At 73.8% G+C, this 14,898-nt stretch carries 13 protein-coding genes; 4 read left to right on the forward strand and 9 right to left on the reverse strand.

Features of this window, described 5'->3' with window-relative positions:
• Positions 1-18: 18 nt before the first annotated feature.
• The 4 genes from ACFYZ4_RS01330 to ACFYZ4_RS01345 all read right to left on the reverse strand — a co-directional run bounded on the left by ACFYZ4_RS01330 (position 19) and on the right by ACFYZ4_RS01345 (position 3,712).
• On the reverse strand, positions 19-1,209 hold the full coding sequence (locus tag ACFYZ4_RS01330; RefSeq protein ID WP_351288987.1) for an acyl-CoA dehydrogenase family protein: 1,191 nt from the start codon (positions 1,207-1,209) through the stop codon (positions 19-21).
• Between the two features lie 216 nt (positions 1,210-1,425).
• On the reverse strand, positions 1,426-1,953 hold the full coding sequence (locus ACFYZ4_RS01335) for a hypothetical protein (RefSeq protein WP_390782647.1): 528 nt from the start codon (positions 1,951-1,953) through the stop codon (positions 1,426-1,428).
• A 23-nt stretch (positions 1,954-1,976) separates the two neighbouring features.
• Positions 1,977-2,813, reverse strand: a complete 837-nt coding sequence (locus ACFYZ4_RS01340; protein ID WP_351288983.1) for a class II fructose-bisphosphate aldolase — start codon at positions 2,811-2,813, stop codon at positions 1,977-1,979.
• Positions 2,810-3,712 (reverse strand): SIS domain-containing protein, encoded by a 903-nt coding sequence (locus tag ACFYZ4_RS01345; protein ID WP_390782648.1) that lies wholly within the window; start codon positions 3,710-3,712, stop codon positions 2,810-2,812. The genes ACFYZ4_RS01340 and ACFYZ4_RS01345 overlap by 4 nt, the downstream gene beginning before the upstream one ends.
• A 190-nt stretch (positions 3,713-3,902) precedes the next feature.
• Between ACFYZ4_RS01345 and ACFYZ4_RS01350 the strand changes: the two genes are divergently transcribed.
• Positions 3,903-4,682, forward strand: a complete 780-nt coding sequence (locus ACFYZ4_RS01350; protein WP_351288979.1) for a DeoR/GlpR family DNA-binding transcription regulator — start codon at positions 3,903-3,905, stop codon at positions 4,680-4,682.
• Positions 4,683-4,739: 57 nt separating this feature from the next.
• Here the strand turns inward: ACFYZ4_RS01350 and ACFYZ4_RS01355 are convergent, their stop codons facing one another.
• From ACFYZ4_RS01355 to tdh, 3 genes are all read right to left on the reverse strand, one after another.
• The gene (locus tag ACFYZ4_RS01355; protein WP_351288977.1) at positions 4,740-5,654 is read right to left on the reverse strand and encodes a LysR substrate-binding domain-containing protein; all 915 of its coding nucleotides are present in this window, start codon (positions 5,652-5,654) and stop codon (positions 4,740-4,742) included.
• A 121-nt stretch (positions 5,655-5,775) separates the two neighbouring features.
• Entirely contained in the window at positions 5,776-6,984 is a 1,209-nt protein-coding gene (locus ACFYZ4_RS01360) for a glycine C-acetyltransferase (RefSeq protein ID WP_351288975.1), read from the reverse strand.
• Between the two features lie 153 nt (positions 6,985-7,137).
• Positions 7,138-8,166 carry an L-threonine 3-dehydrogenase gene (gene tdh / locus ACFYZ4_RS01365; protein ID WP_351288973.1) on the reverse strand — a complete coding sequence of 343 codons (1,029 nt, stop codon included), beginning with the start codon at positions 8,164-8,166 and terminating at the stop codon, positions 7,138-7,140.
• Between the two features lie 211 nt (positions 8,167-8,377).
• Here tdh and ACFYZ4_RS01370 point away from each other — a divergent pair, with 211 nt between their 5' ends.
• Entirely contained in the window at positions 8,378-9,286 is a 909-nt protein-coding gene (locus tag ACFYZ4_RS01370; RefSeq protein ID WP_351288971.1) for an alpha/beta hydrolase, read from the forward strand.
• Between the two features lie 54 nt (positions 9,287-9,340).
• Here ACFYZ4_RS01370 and ACFYZ4_RS01375 read toward each other — a convergent pair whose 3' ends face one another.
• Complete coding sequence (locus ACFYZ4_RS01375; RefSeq protein WP_351288969.1) at positions 9,341-10,078, reverse strand: class I SAM-dependent methyltransferase; 738 nt, start codon at positions 10,076-10,078, stop codon at positions 9,341-9,343.
• Between the two features lie 115 nt (positions 10,079-10,193).
• Positions 10,194-11,117: a LysR family transcriptional regulator gene (locus ACFYZ4_RS01380; protein WP_351288967.1), complete on the reverse strand. Its 924-nt coding sequence runs from the start codon at positions 11,115-11,117 to the stop codon at positions 10,194-10,196.
• A gap of 158 nt (positions 11,118-11,275) precedes the next feature.
• On the opposite strand from ACFYZ4_RS01380, the gene ACFYZ4_RS01385 reads away from it, so the two are divergent.
• Positions 11,276-12,739: an MFS transporter gene (locus ACFYZ4_RS01385; RefSeq protein WP_390782649.1), complete on the forward strand. Its 1,464-nt coding sequence runs from the start codon at positions 11,276-11,278 to the stop codon at positions 12,737-12,739.
• Between the two features lie 49 nt (positions 12,740-12,788).
• Positions 12,789-14,891: a SpoIIE family protein phosphatase gene (locus ACFYZ4_RS01390; RefSeq protein ID WP_390782905.1), complete on the forward strand. Its 2,103-nt coding sequence runs from the start codon at positions 12,789-12,791 to the stop codon at positions 14,889-14,891.
• Positions 14,892-14,898 lie beyond the last annotated feature (7 nt).

Below are 14,898 nucleotides of genomic sequence, written 5' to 3' on the forward strand. Positions count from 1 at the left end.
CTTCCCCTGCATCCGGCGTCAGCGGCGGACTCGGGGCATGCCCAGGCCGATCCAGGAGATGATCTCGCGCTGGATCTCGTTGTTGCCGCCGCCGAAGGTGAAGATGACGGCGCTGCGGTAGCCGCGTTCGAGTTCGCCGTGCAGGACCGCGCCGGCGGAGCCGTCCTTGAGGGAGCCGGCCGCGCCGACGATCTCCATGAGCCAGGCGTACGCGTCGCGGCGGGCCTCCGAGCCGTACACCTTGACCGCGGAGGCGTCCTGCGGAGTGAGGGTGCCGGCCTGGACGGCGTTCACCATCTGCCAGTTGAGCAGCTTCATCGCGTCGAGCCGGGCGTGGGTGCGCGCGAGGCGGCCGCGGACCCAGCCGAGGTCGATGACCCGGCGGCCGTCGGCGAGCTTGGTCGAGGCGGCCCAGCGCTGGACGTCGTGGAGGGCGCGGATGGCCATGGTGCCGTGCGCGGCCAGGGTGACGCGTTCGTGGTTGAGCTGGTTGGTGATCAGGCGCCAGCCCTTGTTCTCCTGGCCGACCCGGCGGTTCGCGGGGACGCGGATGTTCTCGTAGTAGCTGGCGGTGGTGTCGTGCGAGGCGAGGGTGTTGATCAGGGTGCAGGAGTAGCCGGGGTCCGAGGTCGGCACGAGGAGCATGGTGATGCCCTTGTGCGCGGGGGCGTCCGGGTCGGTGCGCACGGCGAGCCAGACCCAGTCGGCGGTGTCGCCGTTGGTGGTCCAGATCTTCTGGCCGTTGACGACGTAGGTGCCGCTCTCCTCGTCGCCCTCGCGGACGGCCTTGCACTTGAGCGCCGCGAGGTCGGTGCCGGCGTCGGGCTCGCTGTAGCCGATGGCGAAGTCGATCTCGCCCGCGAGGATCTTCGGCAGGAAGTACGCCTTCTGCTCGTCGGTGCCGAACTGCATGATGGTCGGCCCGACCGTGTTGAGCGCCATCAGGGGCAGCGGTACGACGGCCTGCGCGGCCTCGTCGAAGAAGATGAACTGGTCCATCGGGGACATGCCGCGGCCGCCGTACTCCTTGGGCCAGCCGACCCCGAGCCAGCCGTCGGCGCCGAGCCGGCGGATCGTCTCCCGGTAGTAGCGCTTCTGGGCGGCCGGGTCCTCGTAGCGGGCGTACACGTCGTCCGGTACCAGCTCGGCGAAGTAGGCACGCAGCTCGGTGCGCAACTGCTGCTGCTCAGGCGTGTATTCGAGGTGCACTGCCCCTCCGGGAGTCTCGCGGTCCAGCCGGTTCGCTGTGGCGGCGGTCAGAGTAGAACCAGTTTCAGAAATTGGGAATACTCCCGGCTGTGACGAGCCCACGGAGCAGAGCGGAATTCTTCGTCGAGCCCGAGCCGACGCGCCGCCCCTGTTCTCCTCCCCGGCCGATCCCGACGGGGACTTGGACGGCGCCGTCGGAATCTGGGCCGCCGGCCGTCAGGTGTAGAGGTAGACGAGGTCGAAGTGGACGAGGTCCCGGGCCTCGTCGAGGTGGTACGCGCCCGAGGGGCGGGCGTCCGACTGCGGGCGGTTCACGTACGCGTCGTACTGCGGGCTGTGCTGCCAGGCGGCGTCGGCGGGCAGGTACTTCTCCAGCGGGGCCGGCAGCGCGGCCGCGGGGACGGTGGGCGTGAAGGCGTACTCGGCGTTGCGCACGATCGCCGCCGCGGTGCCGGCCGCGAGGCGGGCGACACCGACCAGGCGGATCCGGGAGTCCGGGCTCGGGATGGTCCGGTCCCCGGGGCTCTCGTCCATGTCGTAGCCCAGCCAGTGCGCCTCGGTCAGTTCGCCCACGTACGTCCCGAAGCGGGACTTCAGCGGGTCGAGGTCGGTGCGGACGCGGACCTTGTCCGGGTTCGGCTCCGGCCACGCGGCGTACGTGGTGAGCCCTCCCACGGCGAGCAGGGGCAGCCCGGCGATCAGCAGGAACCTGCGTCGGTTCGTCCGTCCCGGCTGTGCTTCCACGACCGCCCCGCCCCCCGTGCCCGTCAGTTCAGGGCGCTGATCATAGCCGCCGCCGTCGCCGTCATCGCCGTACGGGCGGCCGTCAGGTACGGGCGGGGGTCCGCCGGGGTGAGGTGGGTGCGGATGGCCTCGGTCATGGCCACATTGAGCGCGGTGCCGATGTTGACCTTGCGGATGCCGCCGGCGACGGCCGCCGCGAGCTCGGTGTCCGGCAGCCCTGAGGAGCCGTGCAGGACGAGCGGCACGTCCACCGTCTTGGCCAGCCGAGCCAGCAGTACGTGGTCCAGGGCCGCGGTCCGGCTGGTCATGGCGTGGCTGCTGCCGATCGCGACGGCGAGCGCGTCGACCCCGGAGTCGGCGACGAACCGCCGTGCCTCGTCGGGGTCCGTACGGGCGCCGGGCGCGTGCGGGTCCAGCGGGGCGGCGCCGTTCTTGCCGCCGACCTCGCCCAACTCGGCCTCGATCCACAGCCCGTTGGCGTGCGCCCAGTCGGCGGCGGAACGCGTCGCCTCCAGGTTCTCCCCGTACGGGAGCTGCGCGGCGTCGTACATCACCGAGCTGTATCCGGCGTCGCAGGCCTGGCGCAGCAGTTCCGTGCTCTTGACGTGGTCCAGGTGCAGGCCGACGGGGACCCCGGCGGCCTCCGCGCAGGCGGCGGCCGCGCGGGAGATGGGCAGCAGCTGTCCGCCGCGGAACTTCACGGCGTTCTCGCTGAGTTGCAGGATCACCGGCAGCCCGGCGGCCTCGGCCCCGGCCACGACCGCTTCGGCGTGCTCCAGGGTGATGATGTTGAAGGCGGCGACGGCGCGGCCCGCGCGGGCCGCCTCCAGGACGAGGGGGCCCGCGGGTACGAGGCTCATCGGACCGCCTCCTCGCCGGTGGCGAGGATCACCGAGCGGGTGAGATGGCGCGGCGCGTCCGGATCCAGCTGCTGGTGGGCGGCGACGGCGAGCGCGAGGCGGTGGACGCGGACCAGTTCGGCGAGCGGGTCGAGCCGCCCGGCGACCCACTGGGCGCCGGTGGCCCGTACCTGCGCGGCGAGTCCTTCGGGGGCCTCGTCGAGCGACCAGGTGGCGGTGCCGGGTCCGGAGACGCTGATCGGCCCGTGCCGGTACTCCATCGCCGGGTAGGACTCGGCCCAGGAGAGGGAGGCCTCCCGCATCTTCAGCGCGGCCTCGTTGGCCAGCCCGACGCTCCAGCCGCGGCCGAGGAAGGTGAACTGCCCCCGGCTCGCCAGCTCGGCGGGCAGCGGCTCGACGAGGGCGGTCCGGGCGTCGTCGACCACGGCGGGGGTGTGCAGCCCGACGTGGGCGCGCAGCAGGGTGAGGGCGGTGGTGGCGAAGCGGGTCTGCACGACGGACTGTTCGTCGGCGAAGTCGAGGACGACCAGCTCGTCCGCGAGGGTCATCACCGGGGTCGCGGGATCGCCGATGACCGCGGTCGTGGGCACGCCCGCGTCGCGCAGGGCGCCCAGCAGGTCCAGCACCTCGGTGGTGGTGCCGGACCGGGTCAGGGCGACGACCCTGTCGTAGCGGCGGTGCCGGGGGAACTCGGAGGCGGCGAAGGCGTCGGTCTCGCCCTGCCCGGCCTCCTCGCGCAGGACGGCGGCCGCCTGGGCCATGAAGTACGAGGTCCCGCACCCGACGATCGCGGTACGCTCCCCCGGCTGCGGCAGCACCGCCCGCTGGGCCGGGGCCAGTTCGGCGGCCCGCTCCCAGCATGCGGGCTGTGTGCCCAACTCGTACGCGACGTGACTCATACAGGCTCCCTCGTGCGACAGGCGGGTCTGAATGCGTTTTCCTGCAAGGTATCGGGCAGTTTCACGCAACTTCAAGCATCCACGGGGTGATCGACTGAGTTAGTGTCGCCGGGCGGGCCGCTGGAGGCCGAGGGAACTCACCGGCGGGCGTCGTGGAACGAATGTCGCAGAACATCGAAGGGGGCGGCCGATGACGCGCAAGGAGCGCTGGCAGACACTGCTGGACCTGCTCGTGGAGCGGGGCGAGCTGGAGGTGGAGCCGGCGGCGGAGGCCCTCGGCGTGTCGGCCGCGACCATCCGCCGCGACCTCGACCAGCTCGCCGAGCAGCAGCTGCTGGTCCGCACCCGCGGCGGGGCCGTGCTGCACGGGGTCTCGTACGAACTCCCGCTGCGCTACCGGACCTCGCGCCGCGCCGCCGAGAAGCGCCGGATCAGCGAGGCGGTGGCGGCCCTGGTCGCCCCGGGCGAGGTGATCGGCCTGACCGGCGGCACGACGACCACCGAGGTGGCGCGGGCCCTGGCCGGCCGCCCGGACCTGGCCCAGGGCTCGCCCGCGCTCACGGTGGTGACGAACGCCCTCAACATCGCGGGCGAGCTGGTGATCCGGCCGCAGTTCAAGATCGTGCTGACGGGGGGTGTCGCCCGCCCCCAGTCGTACGAGCTCACGGGCCCCCTCGCCGAGCAGGTGCTCGGCCAACTCGCCGTGGACACCGCGGTGCTCGGCGTGGACGGCTTCGACCCGGCGGACGGCGCCGCGACCCGGCACGAGGACGAGGCCTCGGTCAACCGCCTGCTGTGCGAACGGGCCCGCCGGGTGGTCATCGCGGCCGACTCCAGCAAGCTGGGCGTGCGCGCTTTCGCCCGTATCTGCGCGACCTCACAGGTGGACGTGCTGGTGACGGACACCGGCCTGACCCCGGCCGTGGCCGCCGCGTTCGGGGCGCAGGGCGTCGAGGTGGTACGGGTGTGAGGGCCCGCGGCGCCCGGCGGGAGCCTCAGTCGGCCTCCTGTCGGGCCCGCCGTCGGCTCAGTGCGCGGGCAGGCGTTCCGACTCGCGGACCAGGGCGGCCAGTACGGGGGCGATCAGGGGGTGGGTCTCGGCGCCGCGGCGGGTGGCGGCGAAGACGCGGCGGGTGGCGGCCGGGCCGGTGACCGGGCGGACCTGGACCTCCTTGAGGTCCATGCCCCGCAGTGCCGAGCGCGGTACGAGGGCCACCCCGGCCCCGGCGCCCACGAGCGCGGTCACGGCGCGGAAGTCGTCGGAGGAGTGGACGAACCGTGGCTGGAAGCCCGCCAGTTCGCAGGCGAGCAGCGTCACGTCGTGGCACGGGTTGCCGGGGTACTGGCCCACCCAGTCCGCGTCGGACAGGTCCGCCAGCGACACCGCGGGCGGGTCGGCGAGCGGGTGCCCCGCGGGCAGCACCGCGTCGAAGGGCTCCGCGTACAGCGGGAGGACCGACAGCCGGGCGTCGTCCGCCCCCGGGCCGCCGCGGTATTCGACCGCCAGGGCCACGTCCGCCTCGCCGTCCAGCAGCAGCGGCAGGCTCTGGTCGCCCTCCGCGTCACGGACCCGCAGCCGGATGCCCGGCCGCTCCAGCGCGAGCCGGGCGATGGCCGGGGCCAGGACCTCCGCGATCCCCGTCGCGAAGGCGGCCACGGTGACCTCGCCCGCCGAGCCGTCCGCGTACGCCGCGAGTTCGGCCTCCGCCCGCTCCAGCTGCGCCAGCACCTCGTGGGTGTGGCCGAGGAGGATCTCACCGGCCGCGGTGAGCCGTACGCCCCGGCCGCTGCGGGTGAGCAGCGCGTGGCCCGTCTCCTGTTCCAGCGCCGCGAGCTGCTGGGAGACGGCCGAGGGGGTGAGGTACAGGGCTGCGGCCGCGGCGGTCACCGTACGGTGGTCCGCCACGGCCCGCAGGATGCGCAGCCGGCGGGGGTCGATCACCCCTCCATTGTCGCAGGCCACGCAGGGCCCCTCGGCCGCTCGAAGCTCACCGGAGCCCTCAGACCTCTCCGGCCTCTCCGGCCAGTCGGGCCTCTCGGGCCTCTCGGGCCTCTCGGGCCATTCAGGCCTTCTCGGCCGCCAGCGCCGTGCGGGCGTCGGCGAACGCGGCCACGGCGCGCTCCACGTCGGCCGTCGAGTGGGCCGCCGACAGCTGGACGCGGATGCGCGCCGCACCCATCGGCACCACCGGGTAGGAGAAGCCGATCACGTAGACCCCGCGCTCCAGCAGCAGCTCCGCCATCCGGGCGGCCTCGGCCGCGTCGCCGATCATCACGGGGGCGATGGCGTGGTCGCCGGGGAGGATCTCGAAGCCGGCCTCGGTCATCTTCGTGCGGAAGAGCGCGGTGTTGGAGGCGAGCTGCTCGCGCAGGTCGCCGGCGGACTCCAGCAGGTCGAGGACCTTGAGGGAGGCCGCGGCGATGACCGGGGCGAGGGAGTTGGAGAAGAGGTACGGGCGCGAGCGCTGGCGCAGCAGCTCCACGATCTCGGCGCGGGCCGCGACGTAGCCACCGGAGGCGCCGCCGAGGGCCTTGCCGAGGGTGCCGGTGATGATGTCGACGCGGTCCATGACCCCGTGCAGTTCCGGGGTGCCGCGGCCGCCGGGGCCGACGAAGCCCACCGCGTGCGAGTCGTCGACCATGACCATGGCGTCGTGGCGCTCCGCCAGGTCGCAGATCTCGGCGAGCGGGGCGACGTAGCCGTCCATGGAGAAGACGCCGTCGGTGACGATCAGCTTGCGGCGCGCGCCGCCCTCGGTGGCTTCCTTGAGGCGGGCTTCGAGCTCGGCCATGTCGCGGTTGGCGTAGCGGAAGCGCTTGGCCTTGCTCAGCCGGATGCCGTCGATGATGGAGGCGTGGTTGAGGGCGTCGGAGATGACCGCGTCCTCGGCGCCGAGGAGGGTCTCGAAGACTCCGCCGTTGGCGTCGAAGCAGGAGGAGTAGAGGATCGTGTCCTCCTGGCCGAGGAAGGCCGACAGCCGCGCCTCCAGCTCCTTGTGCACCTCCTGGGTGCCGCAGATGAAGCGGACGGAGGCCATGCCGTAGCCCCAGCGGTCCAGCGCCTCCTTCGCGGCGGTGACGACCTCGGGGTGGTCGGCCAGCCCCAGGTAGTTGTTCGCGCAGAAGTTGAGGACCTCACCGGGGGTGCCGCCCGCGGTGACGGCGACCGCGGCGTTCTGCGGGGTGCCGATGACGCGCTCGGGCTTGTGCAGGCCGGCGGCGCGGATCTCGTCGAGGGTGGTGCGGAGGTCCTCGCGGACGGTCTCGAACATGTGCGGTTCTCCTTGTGCGGCGGCGGACGTCGGGCGGCCAGGGGACGAGGAAGGAAGGAGGAGGAGGGGGGAGGGGGGCCGGGCCCCGCGGAGGGGGGAGGGTGTGCGGGGCCCGGCCGGAGGGAGATGGTTCAGGGGCAGGCCGGAGGGCGGTTACGCCGTCCAGTCCAGGATGATCTTGCCGCTGCGGGCGGTCGACGCCTCGTCGAAGGCGGCCTCGAAGTCACGGTGCGAGTAGCGGCCGGTGATCACGGGGCTGAGGTCGAGCCCGCCCTCCAGCAGCACGGTCATCGCGTACCAGGTCTCGAACATCTCACGGCCGTAGATGCCCTTGATGGTGATCATCGAGGTGACGACCTTCGCCCAGTCCACCGGGAACTCCTGCGCGGGCAGGCCCAGCATGGCGATCTTGCCGCCGTGCGTCATGTTGGCGATCATGTCGCGCATCGCCTCGGCGCGGCCGGACATCTCCAGGCCGACGTCGAAGCCCTCGCGCAGGCCGAGCTGCGTCTGCGCCTCGGCGATCGAGGACTCGGCGACGTTCACCGCGAGCGTGGCGCCCGCCTTGCGGGCGATCTCCAGCCGCTCGGGGCTGACGTCGGTGATGACCACGTTGCGCGCACCGGCGTGCTTGGCCACGGCCGCCGCCATGATCCCGATCGGGCCGGCGCCGGTGATCAGTACGTCCTCGCCGACCATGGGGAAGGACAGGGCCGTGTGCACGGCGTTGCCGAACGGGTCGAAGATCGCGGCGACGTCCAGGTTCACGGTGGTGCGGTGGACCCACACGTTCTGCGCGGGCAGCACCACGTACTCGGCGAAGGCACCGTCCCGGCCGACGCCGAGCCCGATCGTGCTGCGGCACAGGTGGCGGCGGCCGGCCAGGCAGTTGCGGCACTTGCCGCACACCAGGTGGCCCTCGCCGCTGACGAGCGCGCCGATCTCGATGTCACGGACGTCCGCGCCGAGCGCCGCGACCTCGCCGACGAACTCGTGGCCGAGGACGAGCGGGGTCTTGACCGCGCCCTGCGCCCAGCCGTCCCAGGCCCGGATGTGGAGGTCGGTTCCGCAGATGCCGGTGCGCAGCACCTTGATCAGCACGTCGCCGGCGCCGTACTCGGGCTCGGGGACGTCCATCAGCCACAGTCCGGGCTCGGCCTTGTGCTTGACGAGTGCCTTCATGGGGTGGCTCCAGGCATGCGGAAGGGGGCGCCGCGGGCGTGCGGGCCCGGACGGCGTCGGTGACGGGCACCAATCTGCCGATCGGCGCGGTGATCAGTCCATCGAGACTTTCTTAAGCGGGTCGACAGCGCAGCTTCACGCCTATGCTCCTCAGGTGACGGGGCAGGGGCCCGCGCCGGTGGCGGCGCGGGGAAAAGGGGAGGTGAGGGGCGTGCCGAGTCTGCGCAGCAGGGCGCTGTCGGCGGCGCTGATCGCGGCGGGACGCCGAAGACGGTTCGCGAGCGCCGAGGCGGTACGGACCCGGGTGGCGGAGTCCGCCCGCCGGCCGGCCTCCCATCTGCCGCCGCGTTCGCTGGGGCGGGTCGCGGACATCTCGCGGACCTTCGTCGGAGCCTGGCCGGTGTACGACGTCTCCCCGCTCGGGAGCGAGCCCGCGGCGCAGGTGCTGTACGTGCACGGCGGCGGGTACATCAACGAACTGGTCCGCCCGCACTGGGCGCTGATCCGGACCCTGGTCACGCAGGCGCGGGCGCGGGTCGTCGTACCGGCGTACATCCTCGCGCCGCGCGGTACCGCCGACCGGACCGTCCCGGTCGCCGCCGACCTGCTGAGCGGCCTGATCGCGGGCGGCGGTGGCGGCGGGACGGTCCTCATCGGGGACTCGGCGGGGGCCGGACTGGCGCTGGCGGCCGCGCAGCGGCTGCGCGACCGCACGGGGGCGCAGCCCTCCCGGATCGTGCTGATCTCGCCCTGGCTGGACGTGACGATGAGCCATCCGGACCAGGCGGCCATCGAGGCGGCCGATCCGATGCTGGCCCGTTCGGGGCTGCGGGAGGCCGGCCGGCTGTACGCGGGGACCCTGGCCGCCGACGATCCCCGGGTGAGCCCGTTGCACGGGAGCTTCGCGGGGCTGGCGCCGCTGACGGTGTTCACCGGGACCCGGGACGTGCTGATCACGGACAGCAGGGAGCTGCTGCGCCGGGCGCGCGCGGACGGGGCCGAGGTGGAGTTCCACGAAGCCGTGGGGCTGCCGCACGGCTACCCGCTGCTTCCGGTGCCGGAGGGGCGGGCGGCGCGCGACCGGATCGTCGAGCTGATCAGGGCGACGGCGGAGCTGTGACCCGGCCGCCGTCCCGGCCTGTCCGTCATGACCTGTCCGCCCACGCCGGGTGTCCTACGCCGTGCAGGTCATCAGTGAGCTGATCGGCCAGGACCGGTACCCCGTCCAGTACGCCTCGTCGCGTACGGCGTCGGCGGGCGGGGTCCGGTTCGGCTGCCAGCCGACGGTGACGAAGCCCGCCTCGACGGCCGCTTCGGCGAGGTCGGCGTGGGCCCATTCGCGGAACTCGAAGGGCACCGGCGGCTCGGTCAGGAAGTGCGCCTTCAGCAGCGGCGCGTCGCCGTCCGGGATCCGGTCGAGGATGCGGACCCCGTACGGCGACCAGTCCACGCGCGGGAACGCCCCCGCGTTGGGCACGATGGCCAGCAGCCGCCCGCCGCCGCGCAGGTTGGCGCGGACGGACCGGAACATCGCGTGCAGGGACCTGCGGTCGGGCGCGTAGCTGAAGACGTACGCGGCGGTGGCCAGGTCGAAGGGGCCGAGGTGGGGAAGGCCGGCGGCGTCGGCGACGTGGTACTCGACGTCCGGCCGGTCCTTCGTGGCCTCGTGTTCGCGGGCCAGCCGGATCATTTCCTCCGAGACGTCCACGCCGACGGTCCGGCGGGCCCCGCCGCGGGCCAGCAGCCGGGTGTTGTACCCGTATCCGCAGGCCAGGTCGAGGGCGTCGAGCCCGCGCACCCCGCCGAGCGCGTCGAGGGCTCCGTGCAGCGTGTAGGTGTCGGCTGCCGAGAAGGCCGCCGTGGTCTTCGACTCCGCGTAACGCTCGCCGATGGTGTCGTACTGGAACCGCATGCTCTGCCTTCCGGGGGCCTGCCGCAGGTGGGACGCGTGCGTATCGTCCCCCGCGGCGCGGCCGGGGGCCGGGCCGTACACCCGTAACGTCCCCCGGACGAGGGAGGCGGTCGGCCTATCGCGGCTGCTCCCGGTCCGGCGCCGGCACCAGTTCGCGGGCGCAGGATCGCAGCCAGGCGTGCGCCGGGTCGGCGTCGTGGCGCGGGTGCCAGGCCATGCCGAAGGGCAGCGGCGGCAGGTCGAGCGGTATCTCGAAGGCCTCCAGTCCCAGCGCGGCGGCGAGCGGTGCGACCTGGCTGGTCAGCAGCCCTACGAGGTCGCTCTCGCGCAGGACGAACAGGGAGGCGGGGAAGGTGCCCACGCTGCCCACCACGCGCCGGGACAGCCCCTGGTCGGCGAGCGCGGCGTCCACCGGGCCTTCGAGGCGGCCGCGCCGGGAGGCGGTCAGGTGCTCGGCCGCGGCGAACCGGCGCACCGTGAGGCGTCCGCGGAGCAGCGGGTGCCCGCGGCGTACGACGCCCAGCATGCGCTCGTCGGAGAGGTGCTCGACGCGCACTTCGGGGGAACGGGTGTCGACGACGCCGAGTTCCAGGTCGGCGACGCCTTCGCGCAGCGCGGGGACGTCCACGTGGCTCTCCGGGAGGAAACGCAGCCGCACCCCCGGCGCCTCGCGGGTCATCCGGTTGAAGAGCGTGGCCCCGTAGACGGCGGTGAAGGCGTCGTTGGCCAGCACGGTGAAGGTGCGGGTGAGGGTGGGCAGGTCCACCTCCGCGCCGGTGAGGAAGAGGGCGCGGGCCCGTTCCACGACCGCGCGGACCTCCCCCCGTACGGCGAGCGCGTGCGGGGTCGGCACCATGACCCGGCCGGCCCGGACCAGGACCGGATCGCCGAGGGCCTTGCGGATCCGGCCGAGGGTCCGGCTCATGGCGGGCTCGGACAGGTGCATGCGGGCCGCGGCCCGGGACACGCTCGCCTCCTCCAGGAGGACGTCCAGGGCGACGAGGAGATTCAGGTCCAGCCCGGATTGCGTCACACGCATACATCCCTTGCATAAGTTGCACTGGAAAGCAGGTCGGCCCAACTCTACGGTGGACCAGGGGTGATGGCCGCTGCCGGCCGCCCTCCCATCTCCCCTTCTTCCTTCTTTCTTTCCTTCCTTTCGCCGTACCGCCACGTCACCGACTCCGAGGAGGAGCCGTGCTCCGCCATGCCGTCACGCAGGGTCCCGCCGTCCCCGCGCCCACCCTCACCCGGCCCGCCCTGCTCGTCCTGTGCGCCTGCGTGCTGGTCGCCCAGGGGATGGTCGCCGCCGTCAACCTGCTGATCCCGCAGCTCGCCGCGTCCGAGCTGCATCCGGATCCCGGCGAGCTGCTGTGGTCGGTGGACGCGTACGTGATCGTCTTCGCCGCTCTGCTGATCCCCGCCGGGGCGCTCGGCGACCGCTACGGCCGCAAGGGCGCCCTGCTCGCCGGGCTCGGCCTGTTCGCGGCCGGCGGGGCCGCCAGCGCCCTCGCCCAGGCCCCGGCCCTACTCATCGCCGGGCGCGGCGTGTGCGGGGCGGGCGCGGCCCTGATCATGCCCGCCACCATGTCCGTCCTGGTCCACCTGACTCCGCCCGAGCGCCGCGGCCGCGCCCTGGCCACCTGGACGCTGTCCGCGGGCCTCGGGGGCCTGGCGGGCAACGTCGGCGGTGGCCTTGCCGGGGAGTACCTGACCTGGCGGGCCCTGTTCTGGGCCGTCGTCCCGCTCGGCGTGCTGCTCGCGCTCGCGGTCGCCCGCGCGGTCCCCCGTACTCCGTCCCAGCCCCACGCTGCCGTCGACCCCCTCGGGGCGGCGCTGCTCGCGGGTGCGCTGCTCGCGGTGGTCTACGGGATCATCGAGGGGCCGGCGTACGGCTGGGCCTCGGTGCAGGTGCTGGTGGCCTTCGGTCTGGGCGCGGTACTGCTCGCCGCGTTCACCGGCCATGCGCTGCGCGCCGCCCGCCCGCTGCTGGACCCGCGGATCTTCGGCTCGCGCAGGCTGCGCGCCGGGACGCTCGGCATCGGCACCGCGTTCTTCGGGCTCTTCGCCCTGTTCTTCGTCAATGCCCAGTACCTCCAGTACGCGAAGGGCTTCTCCCCCGCCCAGACCGGCTTCGCGATCGTCCCGCTCACCGTCGGCATGGCACTGGTGCCCCGCCTCGGAGCCCGGCTCCAGGAGAGCATCGGGCCGCGGCTGCCGGTCGGCGCCGGGCTCGGCCTGATCGGGGCGGGGCTGCTGCTGGTCTCCACCGCCGACGCGGGCACCCCGTACGCCGTGTACGCGCTCTACCTGCTGGTGCTGTCCGTCGGCACGGGCCTGTGCGCGCCCTCGCTGACGCTGACGGTGGTCGCCGAGCTGCCCTCCCACCAGGCCGGGCTCGGCTCCGGGCTGAACACGGCGGCCCGGGAGATCGGCGCCGCCCTCGGCGTGGCGGTGGTCGGCACCGTGCTGGCCTCGCGCTTCCACGGGAACCCGCAGGATCCGGCTCAGGTCGCCGCCTTCACCGACGCGATGGGGGCCGCGCTGCGCACGGTGGCCGTGGTGCTGCTGTGCGCGTCGGCCGCGGTGGTCACCTGGTATCGGGCGGGGCGGCGCGGGCGCGGCCGGGATGCAGTGGCCGCCGCCGAGGGCGCATCCTGACTGTGTGATCGCGAGAGCGGACAGCGGCGGCGACCCGGCCCCCGATGCCATGACTCAGGCACTCGCCCGGGCGACCGTGAGCGCCGTGCAGGCCGTGGGTGGGTACGCGGGCGGGATCTACATGCGCTCGCCCACCTCCGGCCTCCTGCTGCTGGCGGTGTTCATGGGGCTGCCGCTGCCCCTGTTCCGCCCGTGGTGGCGGATCCAGGTGAACCGCCCGTACCCGCCCGCCGAGGCCTACCGCACCGGGCAGGCCGTGCACCTGGCCGACGCGGAGTCGGCGGTGGGCCGCTTCCCGCAGATGGTGGCCAGCCTGCCGTTCCCCTTCGCCTCGCTGTACGAGCCGGTGACCGCCGGGACGCAGCGGTTCGGCGTACTGCTGGTGCTGCGCCCGGCGACCCCCGGCATCCCGATCGGGGCCGTCGACCGGGAGCGGTTGCGGGAGGCCGCGGACCGGCTGGCCTGGGAACTCGCGGAGCTTGCGGCGGCCGGGGCGCCCGTGGCGTGGGAGGGCGACCCGGTGACGGTGCCGACGCCGCCGCCCGACACCGGGTCCGCGGGCGCCCGCGCGGCCCTGGACCGGCTCGCGCTGGCGGTGCTCTCCCTGGACCGGCAGGGCAGGATCGGTTTCGTCAACAGGGCGGCCGAGGAACTGCTCGGCCTCGCCGGCCGTCAGCTGTACGGGAAGGTGCTGTGGGAGGCCCTGCCGTGGCTGGGGCACCACGCCTACGACGACCACTTCCGGGCCGTCTTCATGTCCGGCGAGCCGGCGCACTTCCCGGCCCGTCGCGGCCGCCACCCGCCCGGGGAGTGGCTGTCGGTGGACCTCAACCCGGCCCCCGACGGCGTGACCCTGAGCATCGGCAGGGCCGAGAAGCCCGCCTTCGCACCCGACTCGACGCTCCGGCCGGACGCGGGCCCGGGTTCGCCCGTCGACCCGACCTCCGCGCTGTACCGGCCGGTGGCGCTCGCCATCGCGCTGTCGGAGGCGGTCACGGCCCGGCAGGTGTCGGCGGTGGTCACCGAGGAGCTGCTGCCGGCCTTCGGCGGCCGCCAGCTGGCGATCTACCTCCTCGACGAGCGGCACCTGTACCTCGCCTGGGAGACCGGTTTCCCGCGGGGCTTCCTCAACCGGTTCGACGGGGTCTCGCTCGATGTGCGGCTGCCCGGCGTGGAGACGCTGACCACGGGCCGGCCGATGTTCTTCGAGTCGATGGAGCATCTCGCCGCCGCCTATCCCGGCATTCCGCTCGACGCCGACGTCGGTGCCCGCGCCTTCCTGCCGCTGATCGCCTCCGGCCGGCCGGTCGGCTCGTGCATCCTGGGCTTCGACTCGCCCCGCGGCTTCAGCTCGGAGGAGCGTACGGTCCTCACGGCGCTGGCCGGCCTGATCGCGCAGGCCCTGGCGCGGGCCCGGCGCTATGACAGCGAGGCGGCCCTGGCGCGCGGGCTCCAGTCGGCCCTGCTGCCGCACCGGCTGCCGGTGCGCGAGAACGTGGACACGGTCGGCCGCTATCTCGCGGGCACCGCGGGCATGGACGTCGGCGGCGACTGGTACGACGTCGTCGAGACCGCTCGCGGCCTGCTGGCCCTCGTCATCGGGGACGTCCAGGGCCACGGCGTGGCGGCCGCGGCGACCATGGGTCAACTCCGCAGCGCCGTAAGGGCCTTCGCCCTCAGCGGCAGTACGCCGGAGCAGGTGATGAGGGGCACCAACCAGCTGCTCATCGACTTGGATCCGGGCCAGTTCGCCAGCTGCTGCTACATGGTGCTCGACCCGGCGTCGGGCGCCGTGCGGGCCGTCCGGGCGGGTCACCCCCAGCCGCTGCTGCGGCACCCCGACGGCCGGACCGAGGTGCTGGACCTGGCGGGCGGGGTGGTGCTCGGCGTCGACCCGGAGGCCTCGTACCCGGTCACGGAACTGCGGCTGGAGACGGGCGCGGTGCTCGCCCTCTACACGGACGGCCTGGTGGAGACGCCCGGCATCGACATCGACGACGGGGTCGAGCGGCTGCGGGTGGCCCTGGCGGCGGCCCGGCCGTCACCGCTGACCGAGACCGCCGACCGGCTGATCGGCGAGGCGGACGGCACCGCCGACCGGCCGGACGACATCGCCCTGCTGCTGGCGTCCCGCACGGGCGAGGAGGCGTAGAGCCCCG

It is taken from the genome of Streptomyces sp. NPDC001513, assembly GCF_042894695.1.
GTDB lineage: Bacteria > Actinomycetota > Actinomycetes > Streptomycetales > Streptomycetaceae > Streptomyces.